23 protein-coding genes are annotated in these 24,375 nt (G+C 57.0%); 15 read left to right on the forward strand and 8 right to left on the reverse strand.

The window, feature by feature from the left end; genetic code table 11:
- The first annotated feature begins 168 nt into the window (after positions 1 to 168).
- From rtcA to M4NBBH2_RS09810, 3 genes are read left to right on the forward strand one after another with little or no spacing between them, the layout of a single operon-like run.
- On the forward strand, positions 169 to 1,218 hold the full coding sequence (gene rtcA, locus M4NBBH2_RS09800; protein ID WP_160117774.1) for an RNA 3'-terminal phosphate cyclase: 1,050 nt from the start codon (positions 169 to 171) through the stop codon (positions 1,216 to 1,218).
- A 33-nt stretch (positions 1,219 to 1,251) separates the two neighbouring features.
- Positions 1,252 to 2,880 carry an RtcB family protein gene (locus M4NBBH2_RS09805; protein ID WP_116270808.1) on the forward strand — a complete coding sequence of 543 codons (1,629 nt, stop codon included), beginning with the start codon at positions 1,252 to 1,254 and terminating at the stop codon, positions 2,878 to 2,880.
- A gap of 6 nt (positions 2,881 to 2,886) precedes the next feature.
- The gene (locus tag M4NBBH2_RS09810; RefSeq protein WP_116270809.1) at positions 2,887 to 3,882 is read left to right on the forward strand and encodes a hypothetical protein; all 996 of its coding nucleotides are present in this window, start codon (positions 2,887 to 2,889) and stop codon (positions 3,880 to 3,882) included.
- A 989-nt stretch (positions 3,883 to 4,871) separates the two neighbouring features.
- Here M4NBBH2_RS09810 and M4NBBH2_RS09820 read toward each other — a convergent pair.
- Entirely contained in the window at positions 4,872 to 5,300 is a 429-nt protein-coding gene (locus M4NBBH2_RS09820) for a hypothetical protein (RefSeq protein ID WP_116270811.1), read from the reverse strand.
- A gap of 277 nt (positions 5,301 to 5,577) precedes the next feature.
- Here M4NBBH2_RS09820 and M4NBBH2_RS09825 point away from each other — a divergent pair, with 277 nt between their 5' ends.
- Positions 5,578 to 6,477: a GIY-YIG nuclease family protein gene (locus tag M4NBBH2_RS09825; protein WP_116270812.1), complete on the forward strand. Its 900-nt coding sequence runs from the start codon at positions 5,578 to 5,580 to the stop codon at positions 6,475 to 6,477.
- 122 nt (positions 6,478 to 6,599) lie between these two features.
- Here the strand turns inward: M4NBBH2_RS09825 and M4NBBH2_RS09830 are convergent, their stop codons facing one another.
- Positions 6,600 to 6,917, reverse strand: coding sequence for a hypothetical protein (locus M4NBBH2_RS09830; protein WP_116270813.1), 318 nt, complete (start codon positions 6,915 to 6,917; stop codon positions 6,600 to 6,602).
- Between the two features lie 155 nt (positions 6,918 to 7,072).
- Entirely contained in the window at positions 7,073 to 7,432 is a 360-nt protein-coding gene (locus M4NBBH2_RS09835) for a hypothetical protein (RefSeq protein ID WP_125064667.1), read from the reverse strand.
- 601 nt (positions 7,433 to 8,033) lie between these two features.
- Between M4NBBH2_RS09835 and M4NBBH2_RS09840 the strand changes: the two genes are divergently transcribed.
- From M4NBBH2_RS09840 to M4NBBH2_RS09865, 6 genes are all read left to right on the forward strand, one after another.
- Positions 8,034 to 8,636, forward strand: coding sequence for a TetR/AcrR family transcriptional regulator (locus M4NBBH2_RS09840; protein WP_116270815.1), 603 nt, complete (start codon positions 8,034 to 8,036; stop codon positions 8,634 to 8,636).
- Between the two features lie 197 nt (positions 8,637 to 8,833).
- Positions 8,834 to 9,736: a DAPG hydrolase family protein gene (locus M4NBBH2_RS09845; protein WP_116270816.1), complete on the forward strand. Its 903-nt coding sequence runs from the start codon at positions 8,834 to 8,836 to the stop codon at positions 9,734 to 9,736.
- An 834-nt stretch (positions 9,737 to 10,570) separates the two neighbouring features.
- Positions 10,571 to 10,987, forward strand: a complete 417-nt coding sequence (locus M4NBBH2_RS09850; protein WP_022442826.1) for a deoxycytidylate deaminase — start codon at positions 10,571 to 10,573, stop codon at positions 10,985 to 10,987.
- 5 nt (positions 10,988 to 10,992) lie between these two features.
- Entirely contained in the window at positions 10,993 to 11,508 is a 516-nt protein-coding gene (locus tag M4NBBH2_RS09855) for a flavodoxin family protein (RefSeq protein ID WP_116270817.1), read from the forward strand.
- Positions 11,509 to 11,825: 317 nt separating this feature from the next.
- Positions 11,826 to 12,284 (forward strand): hypothetical protein, encoded by a 459-nt coding sequence (locus M4NBBH2_RS09860; RefSeq protein ID WP_116270818.1) that lies wholly within the window; start codon positions 11,826 to 11,828, stop codon positions 12,282 to 12,284.
- Positions 12,285 to 12,306: 22 nt separating this feature from the next.
- Positions 12,307 to 12,651, forward strand: coding sequence for a rhodanese-like domain-containing protein (locus M4NBBH2_RS09865; RefSeq protein WP_116270819.1), 345 nt, complete (start codon positions 12,307 to 12,309; stop codon positions 12,649 to 12,651).
- 102 nt (positions 12,652 to 12,753) lie between these two features.
- Here the strand turns inward: M4NBBH2_RS09865 and M4NBBH2_RS09870 are convergent, their stop codons facing one another.
- Genes M4NBBH2_RS09870 through M4NBBH2_RS09880 form a run of 3 tightly spaced genes read right to left on the reverse strand, consistent with a single transcriptional unit; the run spans position 12,754 to position 16,743 of the window.
- On the reverse strand, positions 12,754 to 14,169 hold the full coding sequence (locus M4NBBH2_RS09870) for an FAD-dependent oxidoreductase (protein WP_116270820.1): 1,416 nt from the start codon (positions 14,167 to 14,169) through the stop codon (positions 12,754 to 12,756).
- Positions 14,166 to 14,813: a response regulator transcription factor gene (locus tag M4NBBH2_RS09875; RefSeq protein WP_116271117.1), complete on the reverse strand. Its 648-nt coding sequence runs from the start codon at positions 14,811 to 14,813 to the stop codon at positions 14,166 to 14,168. The genes M4NBBH2_RS09870 and M4NBBH2_RS09875 overlap by 4 nt, the downstream gene beginning before the upstream one ends.
- A complete protein-coding gene (locus M4NBBH2_RS09880) occupies positions 14,806 to 16,743 on the reverse strand; it encodes a sensor histidine kinase (protein ID WP_170135146.1) in 1,938 nt (645 codons plus the stop codon). The genes M4NBBH2_RS09875 and M4NBBH2_RS09880 overlap by 8 nt, the downstream gene beginning before the upstream one ends.
- A 316-nt stretch (positions 16,744 to 17,059) precedes the next feature.
- Here M4NBBH2_RS09880 and M4NBBH2_RS09885 point away from each other — a divergent pair, with 316 nt between their 5' ends.
- Entirely contained in the window at positions 17,060 to 17,416 is a 357-nt protein-coding gene (locus M4NBBH2_RS09885; RefSeq protein ID WP_022444121.1) for a cytochrome c3 family protein, read from the forward strand.
- Between the two features lie 3 nt (positions 17,417 to 17,419).
- Entirely contained in the window at positions 17,420 to 18,964 is a 1,545-nt protein-coding gene (locus tag M4NBBH2_RS09890; protein WP_116270822.1) for an FAD-dependent oxidoreductase, read from the forward strand.
- Between the two features lie 341 nt (positions 18,965 to 19,305).
- Here M4NBBH2_RS09890 and M4NBBH2_RS09895 read toward each other — a convergent pair whose 3' ends face one another.
- Positions 19,306 to 19,857: a methylated-DNA--[protein]-cysteine S-methyltransferase gene (locus tag M4NBBH2_RS09895; protein ID WP_116270823.1), complete on the reverse strand. Its 552-nt coding sequence runs from the start codon at positions 19,855 to 19,857 to the stop codon at positions 19,306 to 19,308.
- Between the two features lie 282 nt (positions 19,858 to 20,139).
- Between M4NBBH2_RS09895 and M4NBBH2_RS09900 the strand changes: the two genes are divergently transcribed.
- The 3 genes from M4NBBH2_RS09900 (at position 20,140) to M4NBBH2_RS09910 (ending at position 23,201) form a co-directional block, all read left to right on the forward strand.
- Complete coding sequence (locus M4NBBH2_RS09900) at positions 20,140 to 21,057, forward strand: AraC family transcriptional regulator (RefSeq protein ID WP_116270824.1); 918 nt, start codon at positions 20,140 to 20,142, stop codon at positions 21,055 to 21,057.
- A 157-nt stretch (positions 21,058 to 21,214) separates the two neighbouring features.
- The gene (gene ric / locus M4NBBH2_RS09905; protein WP_116270825.1) at positions 21,215 to 21,949 is read left to right on the forward strand and encodes an iron-sulfur cluster repair di-iron protein; all 735 of its coding nucleotides are present in this window, start codon (positions 21,215 to 21,217) and stop codon (positions 21,947 to 21,949) included.
- A gap of 616 nt (positions 21,950 to 22,565) precedes the next feature.
- The gene (locus tag M4NBBH2_RS09910; protein WP_116270826.1) at positions 22,566 to 23,201 is read left to right on the forward strand and encodes a pyridoxamine 5'-phosphate oxidase family protein; all 636 of its coding nucleotides are present in this window, start codon (positions 22,566 to 22,568) and stop codon (positions 23,199 to 23,201) included.
- 163 nt (positions 23,202 to 23,364) lie between these two features.
- On the opposite strand, the gene M4NBBH2_RS09915 is transcribed toward M4NBBH2_RS09910, so the two are convergent.
- Complete coding sequence (locus M4NBBH2_RS09915; RefSeq protein ID WP_116270827.1) at positions 23,365 to 24,348, reverse strand: glycosyltransferase; 984 nt, start codon at positions 24,346 to 24,348, stop codon at positions 23,365 to 23,367.
- Between the last annotated feature and the right edge of the window lie 27 nt (positions 24,349 to 24,375).

Here is a 24,375-nt window from a genome sequence, read left to right on the forward strand (position 1 = left end):
GATCAAGTCTGATATTAAGGGATCAAAAATTCCCTATCGGAATTCTACTGAAAAATGGGGTATCGCCGCCAGAGCCCTGATTTCACAGGGTTCGTAAAAACTGGCACGCTTTGTGCGATAGAGAGGGCAGGAAAGATAAAAACAGCCAATCAAAAATCGATAACCATCATGACGACAGTGAAGACGATTGAGATCAACGGGGCGGAAGGCGGAGGCCAGATCCTCCGCGCGGCGCTATCGATGTCCGCGGCCCTCGGGATCCCGTTCCACATCCGGAATATACGGGGGAAGCGGGAGAAGGCGGGGCTCGGGCGTCAGCATCTCTCATCCGTCCGTGCCGCTGCCGCGATCTGCGGAGCGGAGGTGACGGGGGCCGAAATGAATTCGACTGAACTCACGTTTGTTCCGGGTGAAGTGCAGGTGGGGAGCTACCGCTTTGATATTGGGACCGGCGGCAGCACCGCGCTCGTCCTCCAGGCGATCGTCCCGGCGCTGATTTGCTCTCTTAAGGCGGGCGAAAAAGCCTCTGTCACGGTCACGGGCGGCACTTACTGCCCCTTCGCACCGGCGTTTGAATTCCTGAAGGAAACGCTCGAACCCTGTCTCAATCGGATGGGGTACCCGGTGACCTTCACTATGCCGCGCCCCGCGTTCTTTCAGGCGGCAGGGGGCCTCGTCCGGATGGAAGCCGCGGGACCGTTCGAGCCCGCCCCCTTGGAATTCCGGGAGCGGGGAAGCCTGAAGAGCGTGAGCGCCGTGATCCTTAACTGCCACCTGCCGCCAGAAGTGGCGGAGCGGGAAAAGAAGGTATTGATGCGCGACTTTGGCGATCGGCTGGGGCTCACGGAAGACGCGGTCACGCTGGACGCGAACCCCGCGATCCCGGAAGCGGGGAACGCGGTGCTGATCCGAACCGGGTTTGAGTCGGGCACCTCGGTCTTTTCCGAGATCGGACGCCCGAGGCTCGCGGCGGAATCGGTCGCGAAAATCGCGGCAGATGAATCTGCGGCGTTTCTCGAAGCCGACGTCCCGGTGTGCCGGCATCTGCAGGATCAGCTGTTGGTTCCGATGGCACTCGCGGGCGGCGGTCACTTTGTGACGACCGCGCCGTCCGCCCACACGCGGACCTGCGCTCAGGTGATCCAGGCGTTCACCGGAAAGCCGGTCCACATGGATCAGCAGAAACACGGGTGGCTCATTACGGTGCCGTCTGTATGAAAAAAGATTTTTAGAAATTAGGAAGAAAAGAAAATGATTGACCTTAAGACGCTCTACGAACTCGGGATCCCCCGTCTCCCTGAATTGACGGGACCCGCGATGAAGGCCGCGAATAAAGCGGTCTCAAACGGCGCGAAACCCGCAGCCGTGAAGGCGCTGGTCTCGACGCTTGCCCATTCCGCGTCCCCCACCGAGGAACCCATGGGGGAGCTGAAACAGCTCTTTATGCCCCTCGCGAAGCTGCTCGCGAAAGCCCGAGCGGAGCACACGTTTTATACGGAGCGTGAAACCCCCGCGCCCTGGAAATCCTGGGCGAAGGGCGACGTGGAGGATGCGGCGTTCCAGCAGATGGCAAACGCGTGCCGCCTCCCCATCGCGGTCGGGGGCGCTCTGATGCCTGACGCCCACACGGGGTACGGGCTTCCCATCGGAGGCGTCCTCGCCGTGCGTAACGCCGTGATCCCTTACGCCGTCGGGGTCGATATCGCGTGCCGCATGCGAATCACGATTCTCGATCTGCCCTACGAAAAGCTTGAGACCGAGTCTGACCGGTTCGCTGAGGCCCTTGAAGCCGAAACCCGCTTCGGGGTCGGGGCGGAGTTTTCGAAATGCGAGCGCCGTGACCACCCCGTGATGCACCGCGACTGGTCGATCACGCCTCCCACGAAGCAGCAGTACGGGCGGGCGCTGGCGCAGCTCGGAACCTCAGGCGCTGGAAACCACTTTGTGGAATTCGGGAAACTGACCGTCGATCACGACATCGATGAACCCACGCTGAAACTCAAAGCGGGTGTGTACATTGCGCTCCTCTCGCACTCGGGGTCCCGCGGCGCGGGAAGCGCGGTCGCGGATTACTACTCGGAGGTCGCCCGTTCCCTTCACCCTGAGCTCCCGGACGAACTTCGCCACCTCGCGTGGCTCGATCTCGATACGAAGGAAGGGAAGGAGTACTGGAATGCGATGCAGCTGATGGGGGACTACGCGTCCGCGAACCACGAGCTGATTCATGAGCATGTGCTTAAGCACCTCGGGGTCGGGTCGCTCGGCTTTGTCGAGAACCATCACAACTTCGCCTGGAAAGAAACCTATAACGGGGAAGAGCTGATTGTTCACCGCAAGGGGGCGACACCCGCAGGCGACGGCGTTCTCGGGATCATCCCGGGCTCCATGGGGACCCCAGGCTACATCGTCCGCGGGAAAGGGAATGAGGCATCGTTCCGCTCCTGCTCTCACGGCGCGGGGCGCGCGATGTCACGAAAAGCGGCTTTTAAAACCCTGAAGCACGAGGACATGGAAGCGATCCTTAAGTCCCGCGGGATCCGCCTGCTCTCGGGGTCGATAGACGAGTCCCCCGAAGTCTATAAGGACATTGGGAACGTGATCGCGTCTCAAACGGATCTGATCGACACGCTCGCGGAGTTCGACCCCAAGATCGTGAAGATGGCGCCTGAAGAGGGTTCCCGCCCCCGCTGGGTGAAGAAGAAGGAAGCGAAGGAAGCCGCGAAAGCGGCGAAGGAAGCCTCTGAGGCAGCCGGAAAGGCGGAGCAGAAAACGGATGTAACGGCTGAGAAGGCGCCTGAAGAGCAGTCCGACGTCGTGTATGAAGTGGTGGGTATCCACTTTCATGTCGTGAAGGACTGCAATGATGAATGCATAGGATAAGAAAAAATGACTGAAGATTTTAAGAAGCATGACCAGTTTTTCGTGAACCCTGAGAGACCGGAACCCGGTCTCACGGCGACGAGCGCCTCGTTTCTCGCGGCGCTCGCGTCCCAGGAAGTGAACCGGCTTGAGGAAATCGTGAAAAGCAGCACCTTTTACGATGTCTATATGGAGCTCCTCTCAGGCGTCGCGGAACCCCGTCTCGTCCAAAAGGGAAAGGACCAGGAGTTCCTCGAGTCGCTCCTCCCCACCGCGGCCCGGATCGGGGAACTGCGGGGCTTTATCGCGTACGTTCACGAAGCCGTGAAGGAGCGGGATGAGAGGACGGAGTATCTCGAACACTTGTCGTTTGAAGACTGGCTGAAGCTCCCGGAGAACAAGCCCCGGAAGGACGAGATCGACGCGAAGCCAAAGGTGGAGCGGCCTTCAGCGCCTGAAAAACCGGATCCCGTGGATACGGAGTGGGCGAAGACTCGGCTCTCGATCCGCGACCTCGCGCACTATCTGCTCCTCGAAGCGAAGGCGAGCACACTCGGTATCTATATCCATCCGGACGGCGTTCTCGCGAACGCGAAGGATGACCTCGCGAAGAAATCCGTGAGGCCCGTGGGGACGGAGGGCCGCGGCCAGGACACCGCGATCCGGACCTATAGCCCGAGTGTGGAACCTGACGCGGTGTACGACTCGTATAACCGCTGGCAGCAGAGCCACCGGACGTGGGAAGCGGAACTGAACCAACTGAAGGCGAAGATCGAGATCATGGCGAAGAACGAGAATCTCGACCGGAACCGGAAGTATCGGGAGGAGCAGCTTGAGTACCAGAAGCAGCTTTCCGCCTATCAGGTCGAGTGGGATCGGAAGAACAGCCGCACGAAGGAGATCGAGACTGAGTATTCCGACTGGATTCTGAATCAGACAGAAGCCGTGCGGAATCTGAAGATCGTGATCCCGCACGAGCTCCAGCCCACCTACGATTACTTAGCGGCTCTCGGTAAGGCGTAAAGGTTTTCAGTGTTTGGAGGCGCGCCTGCGGTTTCACGCATTGAGGAAACCCCCGCGCCCTATACGGCAGGTACAGGACTCACTCTTGATGGCTGCGCACCAGCCAGGACGGAACGCAGAGGGCCTACACCAGTAGGATCGTCCCCTATTCCGAGGAGCGCTAAGTGAACACAGTCTCAGAATTCACGGTAAGGCGCTCATTCCTAAGACTCCGCCACAGCACAAGTCTCAGGCTTCATCCCGAGGCCGGCCGTGACTCCATCTTTTTTGGTTGGACAGTTTTGGCTCCCGATTGGAGGGGGCTGATCCCGAATTCCCCTCTGGGGAGAAACTATCGGAATGGAACCGGACGTGTTCCGGTTTCCGGTAAAGCATCACCTTTTTTCAGGTTTGGAGGCGCGCCTGCGGTTTCACGCATTGAGGAAACCCCCGCGCCTTACGCGGCAGGTACAGGACTCATTCTTGATGGCTGCGCACCAGCCGAATCGGAAAGCAGTGGGCCAACACCTGTTGGATCGCCCCGCGTTCCGGACGGGCGCCAAGTGAACCACAGTCTCAGTATTCGCTAACGCGCTCATTCCTAAGGCTCCGCCACAGCACAAGTCTCAGGCTTCATCCCGAGGCCGGCCGTGACTCCATCTTTTTTTGTTGTAAGGGTCTGGCTCCCAATCTCAAAGGAGGCTGGCACCGAATTCCCCATTAGGGAAGAAAATATTGAAACGGGGCCGGACGTATTCCGGCTTCCGGTACAGTTTCACCGTTTTTGCAGTTTGGAGGCGCGCCTGCGGTTTCCCGTATTGAGGAAACTCCCGCGCCTTACGCGGCAGGTACAGGACTTACTTGTGTACTGGCTGCAAACCAGTGCTCCAAGAATCCAGGGAGCTCCCCGCCAGGGAGTTCCCGGATTCTCTTAGGCGCTCCATAGACTCACAGCCTCAGTCTTCAGGTGCGCTTCTGCACAGGCTCAGCTCCAGTTTCAGTCGCAGTCTTTATCCCAAGGCCTGCCGCGACTCCTCTTTGTTTTCAGGCGCGAGGTGAACGCCTGACTCCTCAAGAATCGCTTCCGCGACCGCGTCAGGGGTTCCGCCCTGTTTCTTCCATTCCGCGTACAAGCTGAACACGATATCCGCGAGATCCTCCTCCGAACTGAGGTCGTAATAATGAGGCGGGATTTTGGCGAGCCGGCAGAGTTCATGCATCGTATCCGGGTTCACTTCCACCCAGCCGTCCTCGCGTCGCTTCAATTCCAGCGCGCTGAAGCTGATGCCGGATTTCATTGCGGCATCGATAAACTGTGCTTTCAGATGTTCAGTGAGGACATCCATTACCCAGTCGCCTAATTTCTTCCCCTGCCGCTCGGCCACCTTGATAAAGATGACCTTCTTTCTTTTTGTCGTATCAACGAAGATTTTTGTCATGTATTGCGGGTCTGTCATAGTTCATCCATAAGAAGCGGCGGGAAGGGCAGGGCTAACAATTCCCCCTGTTTGCCGTTAAAGAAGACCAAACGGCTGTCCCTGATGTCGAAGTAACATCATACATAGCTATAGCAACAAATCAAAACCCGCATTTCACGAGGAAGTCAGGCGGTTTCCGGATCACTGCTGAAGGTCATTGAACTGAGGACTATCTTCTCGCTGCTTGGGATTGCTACACTAACGAACGTTACGAAACTCCTCTCTGCGATCAGCCGCTATGAATAAGAAACACCTCGTTCAGTTTCTGCTGCTAGACGAAAATTTTGATGGCGCGGTTCGCGCGACGCTCGATAACTGGAATGGGCTCGCGTATCGGATTCCTCGGCTACGGCTGAATGATTACGCGGACAGAAATGAACTCTCCTTCAGCGGCGTCTATCTTCTGTTCGGGAAAGAAGAAGCGACCGATGAGGACGCGGTCTATATCGGGCAGGCGCAGGAGCGCCAGGTCGGCGGCTCCATCCTGAATCGCCTCAGTGAACATAACCGGAGCCCGAGCAAGGCGTTCTATAACGAGGTCGTGTTCTTTACGAGCGCAACCAACAGCTTTGGGCCGACGGAGCTTTGTTACCTTGAGAATCAGTTCTACGAAATGGCGAAGAGCTCCGGTCGCTACGTGATCAAGAATCAGGAAATGCCGTCGCCCGGAAACGTCACCGAGTCCCGTCAGGTGGAGCTTGACCGCTATATCGAAAACGCCTTGATTCTGATCCGCGGTTTCGGCTACCGGGTGTTTGAGCCAAAGGTCTCCAAAGAGAGCCGAAAAGAAAAGGCGGAAGACCGGCGTTTCTTCCTCACCCGCATGATTCATAAGAAGTACCGGGTGCAGGGGGAAGCGATCTGGACCGCGGACGGCTTTGTGATTCTGAAGGGAGCGGTGGTCTGTATGGAAAACCGCCCTGGGATTCTTCCTTCGATGGTTAACCGACGGGAGCAGCTCGTTGAGCGGGGTGTGCTCGTGAAGGAACCGAGCGGACTTTACCGTCTGAAAGAGGATCAGATTTTCTCATCCCCCTCCAGCGCGGGATCTTTTGTTCTGGGCTCTTCTGTCCGCGGCACAACGGAGTGGAAGACAGCGGACGGCAGAACCTTTGCTGAAGTGAGCGGCGAAGTCTGAGTGATTCTGATTCGGAATCGATTCGCGCCGGAATCGGAATCAATAGCTTCAACAGATAACTCTTTGAAATTGGATCCGACAAGTGGAGTTGAAAAGAGAACCTCTGCTTTCGGATCCTTTCCTCACTGGTTAAATGCCGGATCTACTTCGCGGATCAAAGCTTCCGCGCCGTGAGCAGGCTCTCCGCCGCGCCGCTTCCATTCAGCGTAAAACCCAAACACGACGGATGCCAGGGCGTCTTCCGGCATGATTTCGAAGAATTCAGACGGCAGCCCAGCGTGTTCACAGATTCTCCGAGTCGGGAGCGTGTTGACCTCCAGAGAATCCTCTGGTCCCCGGCTCACCTGGAGGTCCGAGAAGTTCATGCCCGCGTCAATCGCCGCGCTGACAAAGAGGGACTTTGTGTAGGCGTCAACGACGCCCTCAACCCAATCTTCCACCGAGATACCGAGCTGCTCAGCCGCTTTTTCATAGGCGGCTTTCTTCAGAGCGGCTGTCCAAAAAGATTTTAAAGGAGGGGACCGGTTTCCCCTCCCGCAGCCAGGATCCCGCCGTGGATAATCAAAAGCGGGATTCCGGGGTTCAATGAGATCTCTTATCGGATCGTGAGCTTATCCGTCGTCTTTGGGGCAACCTGCAAGTGGTGCTTATAGACAACGACCCGGCCGTTTGCGCAGGCTCGCTTTCCCTTCTCGGCATAGAGATTGCCAAACTGCTTTTCAAACTGCGGCAGCTCCGGTGCCCAAATCACGATCGCGATATGCTCAGACGGGTAGGCGCCACCCAAGTTAAGAATGGTGCGCTTAGGCTGCTTCACGACCTGCGCGACGGATCCGCAGATAGTGGCTACGTTATCGACGAAATTATGCGCGTCGAAGGATTCAACCGGAGATGCGTTCGCGGTAAAGCAGAGTGCCGTGGACAATAAGGGAAGAGCAAATTTCAGAAGTCGCATGATTGAAAAGCTTTCTAAGAAAGGACAGCCAATCCCAGAGTTATTCCGTTCTGTCGAAATGGGCCGCCCCGTAGGCTGATTTGTAGGAGAAACCAATATATCTGAAGGCCCGACGGCTTGTCTATTGTTTTGCGGGGAAACTGACAGTGTGGAATTGATTGAGCGGCAGCTCTCTGACCGGATCGCGGAGCATCCTTCAGCCGCCCCGTGTTACGTCCTGAAGTGAGGGGTGATTTCAGGCATTTCCGGTCTACGGAAAGACAAACAAAAACATATTGGACGTCCGGCTTTTTCCCAAAGTGATTGGGAAGCTTTGATTTTCCCTATTTGAGATACATAAATCCCTGTCACACTTTTCGTATCTATGACCGCTTTTTTGTCACTTTGGTATACATGAGTGAGGAGAATTATTACGATCCTCCAATAGTCGGATATTCGTTTTATCTAGCACTAATGCGGAAATGACACAAATTTAAGCGTGCTATAGTCTCCCCATTCGCTTCAGACTGAGTTCTGAATCCGTTCTTTTAATTGAATATTTTGCAATTACCGAATCAGCCTGCTTCATCGTTTGGTGAATGTGTAGGTGGGGAGAGACCAAATGAGAGTACCGGGTAAGAGAGGGCCGCGAAGCGGTCCGGATGGCGCAACAAGAGAGGCGCTGCTTGAAGCGGCGTTTAAGGAATTCACGTATCACGGTTTCGACCGCGCGACTACGCGCCAGATCGCCAAGGCCGCGAATGTCGACCCCGCCATGGTGAATTACCGGTTCGGGTCAAAGGAGGACCTGTGGCTCGCAGTGCTCGAAGATATCAAAACCCAAAGCATTCCGTATATCCGTGAAGCCCGGGAATTGATTCAGGATCCGGATCCTGAGCGGAGCATCAAGGCTCTGATGCAGGTCATTCTTCGGGTCGGCGTGGAAAAGCCGATGATTTCGATGATGATTTTTAACGAGTCCACGACCCCGAGAGCGGATATCATCCGCCGCACGATTGTGCTCCCGTTCGTGGAATCCGCGGTGCCGGTGGTGCAGCGCGCGATGCGCTCCGGGTGCTTCCCGGAAGGAGATCCGTCGCTCGCGCTCTTCATGCTGATTGCCGGGGTCTCTCAGGCGGTTACAAATTACGGCGGTGATGATCACGAGCTGAGAGCGAAAGCCGCGCACCTGCTCGACAACCTGACAAACCGGCGTCCGAAATAGCGTTTCCGATTCTTCAGCGATCCAACCTCTGATCTCCAGTCCTCGGTTCCGGGGGCTGGAGATTTCTTTTATTTCCCGTGTTTCCCGGCATCTTTCTCCTATCGGACTATATTGAAAAACCGTGAAAGGAAGTCCTGGCCGTGTTCCCGAATTTCGGAGGAGGGCGGACGGGATGACCGCAGAAAGAGGTTTATCGAATGAATTCTGATCGCAATACGCTCTTCACTTTTTTCACGCCGCAGTATGTGACGCAGCACCGTAAAAACGAGGCGGCGCTCAACCACACGCCTTACGCGAAGTATTTCACGGACGACCTGGAGGTCCCGTGCGATATGGTCCAGGCACTGAAACTCGCGCCTCTCCCGGAGTCGTCGCTTTTCCCACCGACAAAGGCGGGTTTGAACGCCCTTTTCCAATCCCCGTACGATCTCCCGGTCGCCGGTTTCGGTCTCATTGGAAACAAAGACACCGGGCGGATCATCTGCAGCTGGAGCCGGCACTTCTTCCCGGGGGCAACGTCTGAGATGCTTCGCTGGTGGTTCACGTGGCACATGGGGCACACGGATCGGTATTCACTCTGGTCTCCCTACGCTCATATCGGGAACACCGTCCCGCATCTTGACCGGATCGATGATCCGAATCGGTCGTATGAAGAAAAAATGTATGACCCCGAGAACCCGAACCGGGTGACGGAACTGGTGGGCGACATGGTGCTTGACGCTCTGATTCACTTCACGGATCCGAAGAAACTCGGTCTCACGGAAGAAACGATTAAGAAGGGCGGCTACACATTCAGCGCGAGCGGGTGGTCCGAAAATCTCGCGGCGCCGGGGCTTCCGGCCGGCATGATGTTCCACCTGGGGCGCGAGGTGTCGGGCGGCCTTGAACTCATTTCCCACTATTGGCTTGGGACGCACCGCGGAATGGCGGAACTCACCGGGATGAAGGATGAGGTGGAGAGGGCGCTCAGTCTCGCGAAACCGGTGCCGGACGAGATGCTGCTCCGCGGGGGGTACGACATGTCGGTGCACGACATGATTGAGTTCACGCGGCTCTCGCAGATTCTCCCGAACCTCTACGCGGAGTTCCGGAACGCGTAAAACGCATATCTGCTTTGCTTAGCAACAAAACAGCCGCCAAGGAGTCACTCTTTGGCGGCATTGCTTTTCTAGACGGTGAAAGATCCTTAAAGGGCTTTTGGTCAACGAAGAGAAGAAGGTTGATTTCCACACTTGAGAAAATCCATTTTTGAATCAGCCGCCCTAGTCGGTCCTCTGTAAACTGCCCATTGAAACACCCCCACGGAATGTGGGGAAAGGCAGAGCCAGTATGCCTGCATCGTCACTATGGGAGAAACACCCCCACGGCGTGTGGGGAAAGGGATGGACGCTTATCCGCCGTAGTCCGTCCGTTGTAAAGATCCCATTGAAACACCTCTGCGGTGGCAGAGAAAAAGGAACGCGCAGGTTATTCTCGAAGGGAAATCAACCTGGAGAAATTCTATCTGAAGAATCGGAAAATTGCTAACTAAAAAAGTTACTATAACTTTTTAAAAATAGTTTTGTTATGCCGGAAAATCAATGCATAGCCGCTCTTCAGAATGATTGTTTAAGGACCAGAGTTCAAGCGCGTGATGGGGCAGTGATTCCGGTCTTCAGGGCACAGCCTTTCCTTTTTTGTGGATACACGGATCGCCTTTTCTTACCGTCATAATTCGCGGGATCCATCGCTTCAGCCGTGACCGCGTTACATCGATTCACATCAGAACGACGCTTTCCTTTTTCCGTCAGAAAGAAAAAAGCAAGAGCGTAACGGCGGCCGGATTTCAGGTTTCTGAAAAAATCTCTTAGAATTCACCCCTTAAATGATTGATTTAAGCGCGCAGTGACGCGCGTCTCCTCACCATCCCCGTGAGGAACAGAAGAGAGATTCAAATGGATATCAAGAAAGACAACGCGATGTATATGCAGATTGCGCAGATCGCGGCCGGCCGCAGCTACGCGAAGCGCCTCCAGGTGGGCTGCGTCATCGTGAAGAACAACTCCATTATTTCGTTTGGCTGGAACGGCATGCCCACCGGCTACGACAACTGCTGCGAAGAGGAGATCGACGGAAAGCTCGTGACCCGGAAAGAGGTCCAGCACGCCGAACTCAACGCCATCGCGAAGCTTGCCTATAACGGCTACTCGTCTCACGGGGCGAGCATCTATATCACGCATTCCCCCTGCATCCACTGCTCGCTTCTCATTCAGAAGTGCGGGATTATCGCGGTCTATTACCACGAGCTCTATCGGGATGACGCCGGCATTCAGTTCCTGAAGAAGGCCGGAATCCACGTGGAGCAGCTCTGAGCGTGATGAGCGCTATGGACTTGAAACCCCGCCGGGTGCTCGTCACCTATGAGTCGGTCACGGGAAACACGAAGCGGGTCGCCGAAGCGATCGCGGCGGTGATCCCGGGGGCCGTTCTGCTCCCGATCACGGAGGCTCCGGATCCGGGAGAGTATGACGCAGTGTTCGTGGGTTTCTGGTGCGACAAAGGGCACGCGAGTGAGGCGGCTGACGCCTATCTCAAATCTCACCCCAGCTACCCCTTCATCCTTTTCGGGACGCTTGGCGGTGTGCCTGGGGTCGGGTACTCGGTGACTTATGAGAATCGGGTGAGGGAAGAGCTCACGGCGGCCCAGGTTCCCTTCCGGGATTTCAGGCTCTGGCAGGGGAAGATTGATCCCGAGCTCGTTGAAAAATCGAAAGCGCGTTTCCCGATGACGCCAGAGAGGCTCTCCCGGATCGCCGCCGCTGCCACTCACCCGGACGCGGCAGACCTCAAAGACGCGCAAGTGTGGGCTCTCGAACAGTTAACCGGAAGTTAACCGAAATGAAACTGACCCCGGTTCGGGTGCTTTTTAAAAACACATAAATCACCGATAGTTAGCCTTAGATCAGTTAACTCTCAGTACATTCCAGTAAACCGATAGCTCAATTCCTATTGATCGGCTATAGTAGTTATGCCACAGACTTAATCTGTGGCTAGATGGTAATTTCCTTTACACCGCGGCTGCTCCCTGCATCCGCGGTCTTTTTGTTAGGACAGGGTTTCCGTATACAGGAAAGTCCGTCTCATCAATTCCGTTTCCTTCAGCTAGACTCATAAGAATCACACTCATTCAGGTTTTCTGGAGACATTGAGATGACGAAACGCGTTTTGACTGCGGCCGCGGTTCTGGCTCTTTCGCTTGGAATGACCTCTGCCGCCTTCGCGGCGGAATCTACTGAAGGCAATTCGACCTCGATCGCGAACGAAACGGCTTCCGCTCCCGCGAAGTCCACGTCGATCGGTCAGGACATCAAGGAAGGCGCGACGGATGTCGGCCATATGGCGAAAGACGCCGCGACGGAAACCGGTCACTTCTTCCGTGACGCGGCGAAGGACACCGGGCACTTCTTCCGCGATGCCGCTAAGGGTACCGGACACGCCGTGAAGAAGGGCGCTGAGAAGGTGGGAGGCGCGGCCTCTACCGTTGGCCACGGAATCGCGAAGGGCGCGAAGACCACCGGTCACGCGATCAAGAACGGCGCGACCGCGGTGAAGGATACGTTCTCGGACTCGTATTCGTCCGCTCCGGCCTCCAAAGCCGCTGGCAAATAATTCACAGAAAGGAAATACCCACATGCAGAAGGATCTCGGCGGACTGCCGCCCGAACAGGCTCTGGACTATATGGAGAAGACCCCGGATCTCGTGATCGTGAATGTCGCGGGACGCGGTTTCTGGGATCGGAACCATTTTGACGGCGCGGTGAACATTCCGACGGAAGATATCGGGGACGACGCGTCGATCGAAAAACTGAAAGAGCTTCCTGCCGGCCGCCCCGTCATCATGCACTGCCGCCGCGGCCACATGGTGGTCGACTGGTACCAGCGCCTCAAGGCCCTGCGTCCTGATATTCCTGAAGTGAGCTATATCGCGGGGGTTCCCCCGTTTGACGCCTATAACGATTGGGCGCGCGATAAGTAATCTGTCTCTCGACGTTTGAGACAACCACAAAGGCTGACCGGTTTCACTGCCGCGTCAGCCTTTCGTTTGCCTGGATGAAGGTGAGGGGAGCCCCGCCCGGGATCAGAGGGCATTCGCGGCGCTTTCCCCCGCGATCCGCCCGAACACCACGCAGTCGGGGAGCGAGCAGCCGCCGAGTCTCCCCGCGCCGTGGATTCCGCCCGTCACTTCTCCCGCGGCGTAGAGCCCGGGGATCGGATTTCCGTCCTTCCGGATCACGCGGGCACGTGCGTCGATCCTGAGACCGCCGTTGCAGAAATGCACAAACGGCCGCTCAAGGCCGTAATAAAACGGCGGCTTCTTGATTTCCTGCGTGAAGAGCGTTCGCCCAAACTCCGGATCCTGGTGAGCCCGGGCGTAGCTGTTATAGCGATCCATGGTCTGGAGGAACTCTTTCGGATCCACCCGCATGCCCACCGCGACGTCTTCCAGAGTGTCCGCGGTTTTGACGATCCCGCGGAGAAGCTTCACGCTCCGGCTCGCGCCTTTCGCGGACGCGGCGTCGGTCACGACCCAGAAGCGGTGATTCGGGAGTTTCCACACCGCCTGAGAAATCGTTTCCATCGGAGCCTGCTCGTTCACGAACCGGTGCCCGGATTCATCGAGATACACGTCCGCCCCGACGTAATTCGTGAGACGGCCGCCGGAAAACGGGATCGTGAGGATCTTATCCATGTCGAGGAGCTCCGCTCCGAGCGCTTCCCCAAAGAGAATCCCGTCCCCGGTCGCGGTATCGAGCCCATCCCCATAGGGGTTCGCGGTGGAGGTGATTTCGCGGGTCAATCTCGGGTCGTACTTGGACCGGAGCTCGACGTTCGCCGTATAGCCGCCTGTCGCGAGAATCACGGTTTTCGCGTGAACGAGGAATTTCTTCTTGAGCCGGGAGCCTGACACCACGTATCCCGCGTCCGTCGGCGTTACCTGCGTCACTTCGGCTCCGAAGTAAAGAGGAATCCTCAATTCACGCAGCCGCCGGTTCACGGCGAAGATATAGTCGTAGCCCCCGTTCACGAAACTTGTGAGGTAGCTTCGGGGGACGAGGCCGCCAAGCGCCTCGTACGGATCCGGGAGCCACGTGACACCGAGGCTTGTCATCCAGTCATACGCTGCCCCGGAATTCTCGGCGAGGATCCGGATGAGTTCGGGGTTCCCGAGCCCTTTCCCGGTTTTCTCCATATCGGCGATCATGGAGTCGACCGCCGCGCGGTACTCCGCGTCGTGGCCCGGCATATGGCGCACCGCGCTGAAGTAGCCGGTCGAAATCGTCGAGTGACCTTCAAGGAGCGATTCTTTCTCTAGCACGCAAACGTTTGCCGCCCCCGCGGTTTTCGCCGCGATCGCGGCGGTAATCCCGGCGAGCCCCGCTCCGATCACGCAGACATCCGACTCCCACTCGTCCGCCGGTTCCGCGGTGGACGAAAGCGCCGGTCCCGCGAACGGGATCACGGAGAGGAGCCCGAGAAGATTCCGGCGTTTCATAGGGCGGCCTCGCTCCCCGGGTCATCGCCGGTTTCATAGTCGAGAATCGTGAAAATCCGGACAAGCTCGGCGCTCGATCGGGCGTCAAGTTTGATCAAAGCGTTCTGCCGATGCATTTTGACGGTTGTCTCTTCGATCCCGAGTTCGCGCGCGATTTCTTTATTGCGTAGCCCCCGCGCGATACAGCGGGCGACATCGTTTTCGCGAGGCGAGAGTTTCCCGACGAGCGATTTCAGCCGGTTCACCTCGTGCTCCCGGACGTCGAGTTCGACAGACGCCGTCACCGCCGCCGCGACACGCTCGAGCATCTTATGCGGTTCCGCCGGCTTCTGGATAAAGTCCGCCGCGCCGTGCCGCATCGCGTGCACCGCGGCGTCCACTTCGCCGTGCGCCGTGAGGAAGATGATCGAGAGGTGGGTGACTCCCCGGTTCTCAAGCTCTTCCTGGACTTCAAGCCCGGTCATCCCCGGCATCCGCATATCCAGCACGACGCAGCCCGGGCGCTTCAGTTCATCATGCTTCAGAAACTCAACGCCGCTCGCGTACGTAATCACTTCCCACCCGAGCGTCTCGAGCAGCATCTTCTGCGACGCGAGAAGTTCAGGATCATCGTCCACGATTCGGATAAGAGGAGTGTCACTCATCGGCTGCACCTGTAGAGGGTTCTGAAGTGGGGTTGGGGTTCGACTCAGGATGGATCGCCGGATCCGGTTCCGGCGTTTCATTCACCCGGTCAAAACGGAATTCAAAGATAACGCCATGCGGCTCCGCGTGCTTCACGGTCATCAGAGCGCCATGCGCGTCCGCGATCCCGCGGACAATGCCGAGCCCGAGTCCGAGCCCCGCCGGGTCAGTGGAGTCACTCGCCTCCGTGAGCCGCCTGAAGTTTTTGTCGTCTAATTTCGGGCCCGCGTCCTCCACCGAGAGGAACACATACTGATCGACCGTCCGGACCGAGACCTGTAGCGGCCGCCGGGTTTCGGACTTCATCGCGCGGGCGGCGTTTTTCATCAGGTTAATGAGGAGGATCTCAAGCTCCAGCGGGTCCCCCGAAATCACCGCGCCCGGCACCGCGGAAATGAGGAGCTCAGGCGAATACTTCCGGTATTCCTCATAGTGGCGGAAATTCTCCACCGCGGCGGTGACGACCGATGCGAGATCCACGGGCTTATGCGCCGACTTCTTTTCCCGCGCGTACCCGCGCACCCGATCCACGATATCGGTCATCCGGTGCGCCTCGCGGTTCACGGCGTCAGTTGCTTTTTCAAGCGTCGGGTTCGAGGGCGAGAGGTCTTCAAGCGTGAGACTCATCACCTCGCAATAATTCATGATCGTCGCGAGCGGCTGCTTCAGCTCATGCGCGATCATGCTGGAGAGATGAGAAACGAGGGAATTGCGTTCCAGCACCGAGAGCTTTGTCCGCGCCTCTCGCTCGTTTTCAGACAGCCGCTCGTTTTCGGAGAGCGCCGCTGTGAGGTCACTCGTCCGCTTCCGGACCAATGTGCGAAGCCGCATCTCATTCATCACGAGGATGAAGATGAGAAGCGCGACACCGGCGAAGATCCAGCGGTACTTGATGAGGACGTCCTTGAATGTCAGGGGTTTCGGCGCGAAGGGGCCCATCCCGAGCGTCTTATAGAGATCGCCCACGGTGTTCAGCTGCCCTGCGACCTGCCAGGAGAACGACCGCTGATCCGGCATCGTGAGGAGGGCGACCGACACGGCTTTGACGAGTTCCGGGCGCGTGAAATTCAGCGCCCCGAAAACGTTATCTGGGTAAAGCGCCGTTGTGTGGCGGCACTGAAGGAGACTATCCGCGTGAGGGGAGACGACGCGGAGCACTCCCGTTTCGATCAGCCCCGCTTTTTCCGCGGCCTCAAGCTCACACGCGGTGAGGACCCCGGCGTCCGTTTTCCCATCCACCACGTTTTCCATCACGTCCGGATACTCAAACGTCCGGTAACTCACGCGGCTGAAGAAGGTCTTCGGGTCGTACCCGGCCTGCTTTAAATACCCCGCGAGCGCGAGCCAGCCTCCGAGCGAATCGGGAAGCGACGCGGCGACCGACTTTCCCTTCAGATCCTGAATCGACTCCAGATCCTTCCGGTCCGAGCGCACCACAACGGCGGATCCCACCGAATACCCGCCATCCTTCGCCCAGACGGTTTTCCGGGTCGCGAGCGCCTGGGCTCCGAGGGAATTCGTGAGCGTATAGAAGATGTCGGAGGGCCCGATCACGAAGTCCGGGCGGTGCCCCGCGATGACGGAGGCTGATTGATAAGCCGGGATCTCAAGCACGCGGAAGTGGTACGAGGGAAGGGCGCGGGAGAGCTGGATCAGGGTCGGTGAAATAAATTCCGATCGATACCCCGGCTCATTCACGTTGATCACGCCGATGGTGACCTCTTTCGCCCCTTCATTCGGATCCGCGTCGAGCGACGGGTTTTTCGCCGGGTAACTCGCGGGGACGGTCCGGGTCGCCGCTGAATCAAACTGCGGCCCGAGCGCCTCGGCGGGCCCTGTGAAACCGAGGGCGAAGGCTAGAGCGGCAATGAGAGCGGACTTCTGAAGCATGGCGGGCCGGGAGAGTAGGGGGAATTGCGGTTTTTGGTATGAGGTCATTCTATAGAAGGACCGCGCTCACTACCCACCTACTTTTTTAGGTAGTCAATTTTTGTCACCATCTATAACCTTGTACCTAAGCTTAAGTGAAGCTTAAGGGGTGTGAAGGGTGTCGCAGTTACCTTCCCAGCGCCTCTTCAAAAACAAGAACTCTGTGAAAAAAACCAACAGAGTCAGGTGTTTCCAAAAGATACCCGCTTTCAGACGGAGAGAGAAAGTCTCAGCAGTACTCCCCAGAATCCGAAAGCCGAATTAAAGGACAACGGATATGCAGATAAGGTTCAAAGCAGCGCTTGCCGCGGCGATCGGAGCCATGCTCCTCGCGGCCCCGTCCGCTTTCGCTCAGGGTGTGACGATCCACGGGTCCCATGCCGGCATGAAGTGCGAAACCTGCCACGCCGGGCAGACCCAGAAGGCCGCCCCGTCGCAGAAGACCTGCCTCAAGTGCCACGGTTCTTACGAAGCTCTCGCGAAGAAGACCGCGAAGCCGGGCGAAAAGTTCAACCCGCATGACTCTCATATGGGCCGCATTGAGTGCACGCAGTGCCATTCGATGCACGCCACGAGCCACTACATCTGCCGCGACTGCCACGCGATTCCCGATCGTAAGTTCAAGGGGGAGTAAACCATGTCTTCTATTCTGACCCGCCGTAATTTCCTGAAGACCGCTGCCGCTGCCGGCGCTGCTTCCGCAGCCGCCCCGGCGCTTGCCGCGTCTTCCCAGTCCACCGCTGCTCCGAAGCATTGGGATCAGACCGTTGACGTGGTCGTCCTCGGTGCCGGCGGCGCTGGCCTTATGGCCGCCTGCCAGGTCTATGACAAGAAGGGCAAGGTCGTCGTTTTCGATAAGTCCTACAGCCCGTACCACTCCGCGACCCGCATGTGCGGCGGCCTCTTCACCGCCTACGGCACTGCGATCCAGAAGCGTGAGCACGCGAAGGACTCCTGGCAGGATTTCGCGCACGACATCATGGATTACGGCGGCTATATGTCGCTGAAAGAACCGGTGGAACTCTTCGCGAAGCATTCCGGCGAAGCCTTTGACTGGCTCGAGAACCACGGTCTCGCGAAGCATCACCTCGAAAAGTATCCGGGCCACAGCAATCTCCGCGCCGTGCGTCAGGACAGCTATCAGGGCAAAGACTACATCGACGTGCTGACAAAGCAGATCGCGGATCGCAAGATCAAGATCTACGAAGGCACGCCGCTCACGAAGATCTACTTCGACCCGAAGAAGAATGAAGTCCTCGGTATTGAGGCGACGAACCTCGATACGGGTAAGAAGTACAACGTCCGCGCCCTTAAGGGCGTCATCATGGCGATCGGCGGCATTACCGGCACCCCTGAGTCTCTCGACTTCTGGGTTCCGTCCGTTGCCGGGAAGGGCGTTTCGATTGGCTGCTCCGCGAACGACGGCACCGCGATGCGTATCGCCGTGCGTGATGTCGGAACGCCGATCTCCCACATGCAGTACATCGCGTCCTACCCCTGCGGCATTGTGACAGGCGGCCGCCGGGGACCCTACTGCCGCTTCTGGTACTTCACGCAGGCGGGCGGCATCCTGATTAATAAGAACGGCAAGCGCTTCGTCTCTGAAAACGAAGGCATCTGCCACATCACGCCGTACCTCGCGAGCAACCCGGGCGGATACCATATCGTCTTCATGGATAAGAACATCTATGACGCGACCCGCGCGAAGTATAAGATCGGCGCGCTGATCGGTCTCCCGTCCTGGAACGACGAACGCACTGAGGAAGAGTTCAAGCTCGGGAAGAACCTCTTCCGCGCGAACACCCTTGAAGAGTTCTGCAAGATCTCGGGCGTGGATCTCAAGGGCCTGCAGGATCAGATCGAGATGTGGAACAAGGCCGTCGAGACGAAGAACGACACCCAGTACGGCCGTCACGACCAGAAGGTGAAGATCGACACGAAGGGCCCGTTCTACGGCATCAAGATGTATCCGTGGAACAACCTCTCCTGCGGCGGCTTCCGCGTGACGGATCACCTCCAGGTGCTCGGCTGGGATCTGAAGCCCGTGAAGGGTCTGTACGCCGCCGGCGAAACGGTGGCCGGTGTCCACGGCGCGTTCTACTGCGGCGGCAACGCCTGCGGTTTCGCTCATACGTCGGGTTACATGGCGGGCCAGATCGCCATGGGACGGAAGGACGTCTGAAGTCTGTAAAAGTCGGGGAACCGGACGAACTCTCCTCCGGTCCCCCGCGGTTCTGGTGAAAAAGCAGTTCAGGTTATAAGTCAGTTTGGGATCCGGTAATAGCGTTCCGGATCCCTTTTTTTATCCGCGGCGAGGGTGCTATTTCCTACGGGCGCGGTGCAGCGGCTCGGTCCGTATCCGTATCTATATAGAGAGGCGTCGCGGTGTAATGGTCTTTTGGAAGGCGGGGGTGAGGGCGGAGTGGGTCTCAGAATGTCAAAACCGGAGCGGTGACGGGATCGCTCCGGTTTTTTAAGACCTGCATCTGAGCAGCGGGAGAAATGGCGCGGATTCTCAGGCCCCTACGCGGCCTCCAGGGGGAGCAGCGCGGAGAGAGATGGCGGGATCAGGAGCGGCTTCATATCGGTTTTCTCCAGCATCAGAAGCCTTGCCCGCTGGATAACGCCGCCCGCGTAACCCGTGAGGCTCCCATTCGCCGGCACCACCCGATGGCTCGGAATAATGATTGAAATCGGGTTTTGGCTCACCATACCGCCCACCGCCTGGGGAGAAGGGCGAAAGCCGGTTCGCTCCGCGGCAACCTGTTTTCCAATCTCACCGTACGTCGCGGTTGTGCCGTAGGGAATCGCAAGAAGGCGCTTCCAGACCGCGATTTGGCAATCCGTTCCGATCAGGTGAAGTCGCGGCGTGAAGGATGGTTTTTCGCCTGCAAAATAAACCCGGAGCCAGCGGACCGCGGATTCAAGAATCGGCGTGCTGCCGGTCTGGTAATTCCGCGTGAGGGTCTGGGCGAAATATTTCTGCCCTTCAAACCAGAGTCCAATGAGCCCCGTGTCATCGGCCGCGAGAAAAATCAGCCCAAGCGGGGAGTCGTAGTACTTTACAGTGACCATTTCAAATCATGAGACTAAAATAACGCTCTGAATCTGACAGCCGGTACGGGCTGTCTTGAAGAGTGATTGACCGGGGGACAGCGATAAATTGTTACCCGCGTCCCTGCGAGCCCAACTCCGCAGGATTTCAGATAATCGGTTGCAAGCGCCTAACAGCGCCGGAACGCGACTTCTTTTCCATTCGTATCACTTCCTGAGTAGCAATTTATTCTCAAAATCCCCGTTTTGATATCAGGAAAATAGCGAAAATTATCAATAAATCGCCAAACTGGAATTTTTCGCATGGATAAGAACCGTTTTGTCAATTCCGTCAATCTGAATATCGGAACGCGGTTTCCTTATTTCGTGGTGGACGCGATCGATGACAAACCGTTTCCGCCGAATCCCGGTTTTCGTCTGATGCACTGGCACGAGGATCTGCAGTTCATTCTGGTGACAGATGGGCGGATCACGGTTCAGACATTGGATGAAAAGGTGGAAGTGGGGGCAGGGGAAGCCATTTTTATCAACGCGACGGTCATCCACCGCATTACAAAGATTGGGACCTGCCGCTATCGGAGCTTTATTTTTCCGGCCTCGTTTCTGTCCTTCTTTCCGGGGAGCCCCGCGGAAGATCTGGTGACCCGGGTAACAGAGAATCAGGACATCCGCCTGATTCGGTTTTCGGGCGAAAGCGACGGGAACCGCAAAGTGCTTGAGCGTCTGACGAGCCTCTACAAACTTGAGGATCAGGCAAAAGACGAAACGTACCCCTATGAGGTGCTGACAGAACTCTCCCGGCTTTGGCTCGTGCTGATCCTGAATCTCAGGCTCCCGGATAAACAGAAGGTGAGCCCGCTCCACAGACGGCTTCAAAAGATGCTGCAGTACATCTCGCTTCATTTTTCAGAACCGATCACGCTCGAAGACCTGGCTCGGAGCGCAAGTATCAGCAAGTCTGAATGCGGCCGCGTTTTCAGGCAGAGTCTTGAGAAAACGCCGTATCAGTACCTCCTCGAGTACCGGCTCCAGCGGGGAGGGGAGCTGCTCGCGAAAACCGATCTTCCAATCGGCGCTATCGCGGAATCCGTGGGCTTCGCTCAGATGAGCTACTTCGGACAGTCCTTCAAAAACAAAACGGGATTGTCGCCAAGCGCGTATCGGCGGGCGAAGCGGGAGAATGAGCGGGATCGTCTGTCGTCGAAGGCTCAGTCTGTATAGGCTTGAGACGGCCCGGCGGTTTGTAGAATTTGAGCATTCTATACGGGATTACCCGTAGACACGAATGTCTCATTCTTAGGAATCTTGCTTAGGGTGAGGTTCTTCTGTATATTAAAGCTGTATTTGAAATACATCTTAAATTAAATAAGAGAGAATCATGTCGTTACCTGAATATGCATCGCAGTCTGTCGGAAATGTGGCCTCGAAGAGCACGGCTTTTGCCAAGGTGCTGAACGACGCCGGCGTTGATTTCTGCTGTCACGGCTCTGACGGCTTCTCCGAAGCCTGCCGCAAGGCTGGCGCTGATCCTGAAAAGGTTGCCCAGGAGCTCGACTCCGTGGTCGGTGTTCCGGCCCAGATGTCGCACGACTTCAATACCTGGCCGACCGATCTTCTCTCTGACTACGTGCTGAAGGTGCATCACCGCGGCATCCGCAAGGTGGGTCCGAAGATTCTGGATCTGCTTGCCAAAGTCGTTGAAGTGCACGGCCCGAATCACCCCGAACTCCACGAAATCCAGTCTCTCTTCCAGCAGACCATGGTGGATCTGACGAACCACCTGATGAAGGAAGAGATGATGCTTTACCCCTTCATCTATCAGCTCTGCGACGGTGATCTGAACCACCACTCCGTGCAGGCTTTCCACTGCGGCTCCGTTGAGTCCCCGATCGGTGTCATGGAAGCGGAACACGAGGAAGAGGGCCAGCGTCAGGAGCGAATCCGTCAGCTGACGAACGACTACACGCCGCCCGCGGACGCCTGCGGGAGCCTCAAGCTCACGTACGCCCTCCTCAAGCAGTTCAAGGATGACCTGCACGAACACATCCATCTTGAGAACAACCTCATCTTTCCGAGGGCTCTCGAGATCGAATCCCGCGTCGTTGAACGCTGATTCTTTCTGAAGTAAACGTCTTTCTCCTGGGTGAATGGCCAGAGCCGGGTTTTTCGGTGATGGATCTGCAGAGGAGCGGTAAGAGGGATCCGCTCTGGCTGTTCACTTTTTAGTTTCGAGGAAAAAAGCAGCACCTGAAGTATCAATAGAAGTGAAAGCACTGTCCTCATGGGCCGTTCTTTCACTCCTCTCAAAGGTTTCCCCCTCCGGGGCAGTTGGCAAACTACGCATCACACTCTCCGACCCGCCGATTGTTCCAGAGACCTATTGAGAGGAGTGAAACGACTGTCTCTGAGAAGAGGAGAAGCCTGGCACGTTGGGAACCGTGTCAGGCTTCTGTTTTTTTGACTGTCCGCTTTCGGCGATCGAACGAGCATCCGAGAACCGTCTTCTCGTTCAGAAGGCCGCGAACCGAACGGATGCGGGTCCTCTTCCTCTCTCCTTGCCTCGAAGAACAGAAGACTTATCGATTGAATTTATTGGTCTTTTATGGGAATTATCCGTATTACTACCCATGATGGTAGTAACCCCGGATTTGGGTTAAATCGCGGTCTTTCTTCTCTATATTTCACGGCACGCAGGCGCTGTTGCCTGAGAAAACAGGAGAGAGTTTGTTATGACCGAAATTTCCCGCCGTTCTGCTATTGCCCTCGGTGCCGCAGCCGGACTTGCCACTTTTGCTGATGGCGCTTTCGCCGCCGACGCACCCAAGTCCACGAAAGATATGCCGATGAAGCATACGGAACTCGCGCTTTCCAAAGAAGAATGCTTCTATATCATCGAGCACACGGATCACGCGGTTCTCTCGACCGCTGATGCCACCGGTGAACCGTATGGCGTTCCGGTGACCCCGTTTATGCTGAACGGGAAGATTTATTTCCATGGTATCGGAATGGGCGAAGGCCGCCGCAACGCGAACCTGACTCAGAATCCCCGCGGGTCGCTCTGCTGGATCGCGAAGCAGGACATCAATGAGCCGCATCTCACGGTGGATTACGTTTCAGTGATCGCCCGCGGCCCGATCCGCATCGTGACGGACGCGAAGGAGAAGGAAAAGTTCATGCGCTATCTGCTCGCCCGCTTTACGCCGAGCATCGATATTGATAAAGCCATGGCTGCCCGTACCCAGAAGATCGCTCTGTATATGAATGTCTTCGAGATGACGCCTGAAAACATCACCGGGAAGGCCAAGGACCGCGGCTACATGCATTACTTCGGTAAGCAGCGTCCGGGCAAGAAAGACTCTGATTAATTTTCCAGAGTCTCGTCTGAACGACTAAGGGGCGATTCCTTTAACCGGAACCGCCCTTTTTCTGTTGTCTGACGCGGAAGGCATCTGTCTTTATTGGAGTTCGGTTTCGGAACTCGTTCCGGATTCTGAACTACCCAGCCAGGAACAGGGTACCGTCCATCACTCAGTCAAAAAGATCTTTCGTTTTCCGCGGTTTATCCCGCTCCCGGAACCGGAGGTACGGCGTGAGGATATAGCGCCCGAGAGCGTAGAAAAGGATTCGCTTCTTATCCTGAGCGGGGAGGGGGGAGGAGAACTTGTATTTCCGGATCCAGCTGTAGTAGACATCCGCTTCAAGGAGCGCCTTGCTGTCCCCGCGGCCATAGCCAAACCGCACGGCGGCCCACCACATGCCGACCAGCGTCCGCTCAATCCCCCGGACCGCGGCGGGCGGGAGCCCGTCCGAGTCGTTCCTGAGGCTATGGGTGATCGAGGATTTTCTGAGCCGCCGGCGGTAGAGATACTGAGGCACCGTGACCGCGGTTTTAAGCCCCGGAAGAATGCGGATGAAATATTCCTGATCCTCCGCGATCCCGAGCCGCGCGTCAAAGCGATAATCCCGGATTTTGTCGTACCGGAAACACTTCACGGGGAGCCCGCGGGAACTGTAGGGGGCTTCAGCCTTTGTCGCTTCGTACCCAAAAAACACCGCTCCGATGCCATCCTGGTCAAGCCGGATTTCTTTGAGATTAGGGACCTTAGGGGTTTCTTTCTTCCGGTCGAAATCCGTATAGGGGCAGAGCGCGAGATCGGCTCCGGTGCGTTCGAGTGACTCGGTGAAGGACGCCACGTACTCGGGGTCGAGCACATCATCCGGATCCACAAACGACAGGTACTTCACGCCTTTCACCTGACTCACGATATCGAGTCCCCGGTTTCGGGCAGCGGAAACGCCGGCGTTTGGCTGATGAATAGCGGTGAGCCAGGGGTGAGCGGCCGAGAACCGGTCGAGAATCAATCCGCCCCGGTCGGTTGACCCGTCATCCACGGCGATCACGAAGAACGCTTTTGAAGTCTGCTTATCGAGTGAATCGAGAAATTCCGGCAGGTACTGGATCACGTTATAGACCGGAACAACGATGGCAAACTGTGACGCGGATGTGCTCATGAGAGGACAGGTATCGATGGGTGCCTC

The sequence above is a fragment of the Mesosutterella multiformis genome, assembly GCF_003402575.1.
GTDB lineage: Bacteria > Pseudomonadota > Gammaproteobacteria > Burkholderiales > Burkholderiaceae_F > Mesosutterella > Mesosutterella multiformis.

Bases quoted from the DNA above. Each gene is read 5' to 3' on its own strand.
- M4NBBH2_RS09875 (WP_116271117.1), bottom strand. From the start codon at position 14,813: ATGAGTGACACTCCTCTTATCCGAATCGTGGACGATGATCCTGAACTT.
- M4NBBH2_RS09860 (WP_116270818.1), top strand. From the start codon at position 11,826: ATGACGAAACGCGTTTTGACTGCGGCCGCGGTTCTGGCTCTTTCGCTT.
- M4NBBH2_RS09820 (WP_116270811.1), bottom strand. From the start codon at position 5,300: ATGACAAAAATCTTCGTTGATACGACAAAAAGAAAGAAGGTCATCTTT.
- M4NBBH2_RS09880 (WP_170135146.1), bottom strand. From the start codon at position 16,743: ATGCTTCAGAAGTCCGCTCTCATTGCCGCTCTAGCCTTCGCCCTCGGT.
- M4NBBH2_RS09885 (WP_022444121.1), top strand. From the start codon at position 17,060: ATGCAGATAAGGTTCAAAGCAGCGCTTGCCGCGGCGATCGGAGCCATG.
- ric (WP_116270825.1), top strand. From the start codon at position 21,215: ATGTCGTTACCTGAATATGCATCGCAGTCTGTCGGAAATGTGGCCTCG.
- M4NBBH2_RS09835 (WP_125064667.1), bottom strand. From the start codon at position 7,432: ATGCGACTTCTGAAATTTGCTCTTCCCTTATTGTCCACGGCACTCTGC.
- M4NBBH2_RS09845 (WP_116270816.1), top strand. From the start codon at position 8,834: ATGAATTCTGATCGCAATACGCTCTTCACTTTTTTCACGCCGCAGTAT.
- M4NBBH2_RS09910 (WP_116270826.1), top strand. From the start codon at position 22,566: ATGACCGAAATTTCCCGCCGTTCTGCTATTGCCCTCGGTGCCGCAGCC.
- M4NBBH2_RS09870 (WP_116270820.1), bottom strand. From the start codon at position 14,169: ATGAAACGCCGGAATCTTCTCGGGCTCCTCTCCGTGATCCCGTTCGCG.
- M4NBBH2_RS09895 (WP_116270823.1), bottom strand. From the start codon at position 19,857: ATGGTCACTGTAAAGTACTACGACTCCCCGCTTGGGCTGATTTTTCTC.
- M4NBBH2_RS09855 (WP_116270817.1), top strand. From the start codon at position 10,993: ATGAGCGCTATGGACTTGAAACCCCGCCGGGTGCTCGTCACCTATGAG.
- M4NBBH2_RS09850 (WP_022442826.1), top strand. From the start codon at position 10,571: ATGGATATCAAGAAAGACAACGCGATGTATATGCAGATTGCGCAGATC.
- M4NBBH2_RS09840 (WP_116270815.1), top strand. From the start codon at position 8,034: ATGAGAGTACCGGGTAAGAGAGGGCCGCGAAGCGGTCCGGATGGCGCA.
- M4NBBH2_RS09805 (WP_116270808.1), top strand. From the start codon at position 1,252: ATGATTGACCTTAAGACGCTCTACGAACTCGGGATCCCCCGTCTCCCT.
- M4NBBH2_RS09900 (WP_116270824.1), top strand. From the start codon at position 20,140: ATGGATAAGAACCGTTTTGTCAATTCCGTCAATCTGAATATCGGAACG.
- M4NBBH2_RS09890 (WP_116270822.1), top strand. From the start codon at position 17,420: ATGTCTTCTATTCTGACCCGCCGTAATTTCCTGAAGACCGCTGCCGCT.
- rtcA (WP_160117774.1), top strand. From the start codon at position 169: ATGACGACAGTGAAGACGATTGAGATCAACGGGGCGGAAGGCGGAGGC.
- M4NBBH2_RS09810 (WP_116270809.1), top strand. From the start codon at position 2,887: ATGACTGAAGATTTTAAGAAGCATGACCAGTTTTTCGTGAACCCTGAG.
- M4NBBH2_RS09865 (WP_116270819.1), top strand. From the start codon at position 12,307: ATGCAGAAGGATCTCGGCGGACTGCCGCCCGAACAGGCTCTGGACTAT.
- M4NBBH2_RS09915 (WP_116270827.1), bottom strand. From the start codon at position 24,348: ATGAGCACATCCGCGTCACAGTTTGCCATCGTTGTTCCGGTCTATAAC.
- M4NBBH2_RS09825 (WP_116270812.1), top strand. From the start codon at position 5,578: ATGAATAAGAAACACCTCGTTCAGTTTCTGCTGCTAGACGAAAATTTT.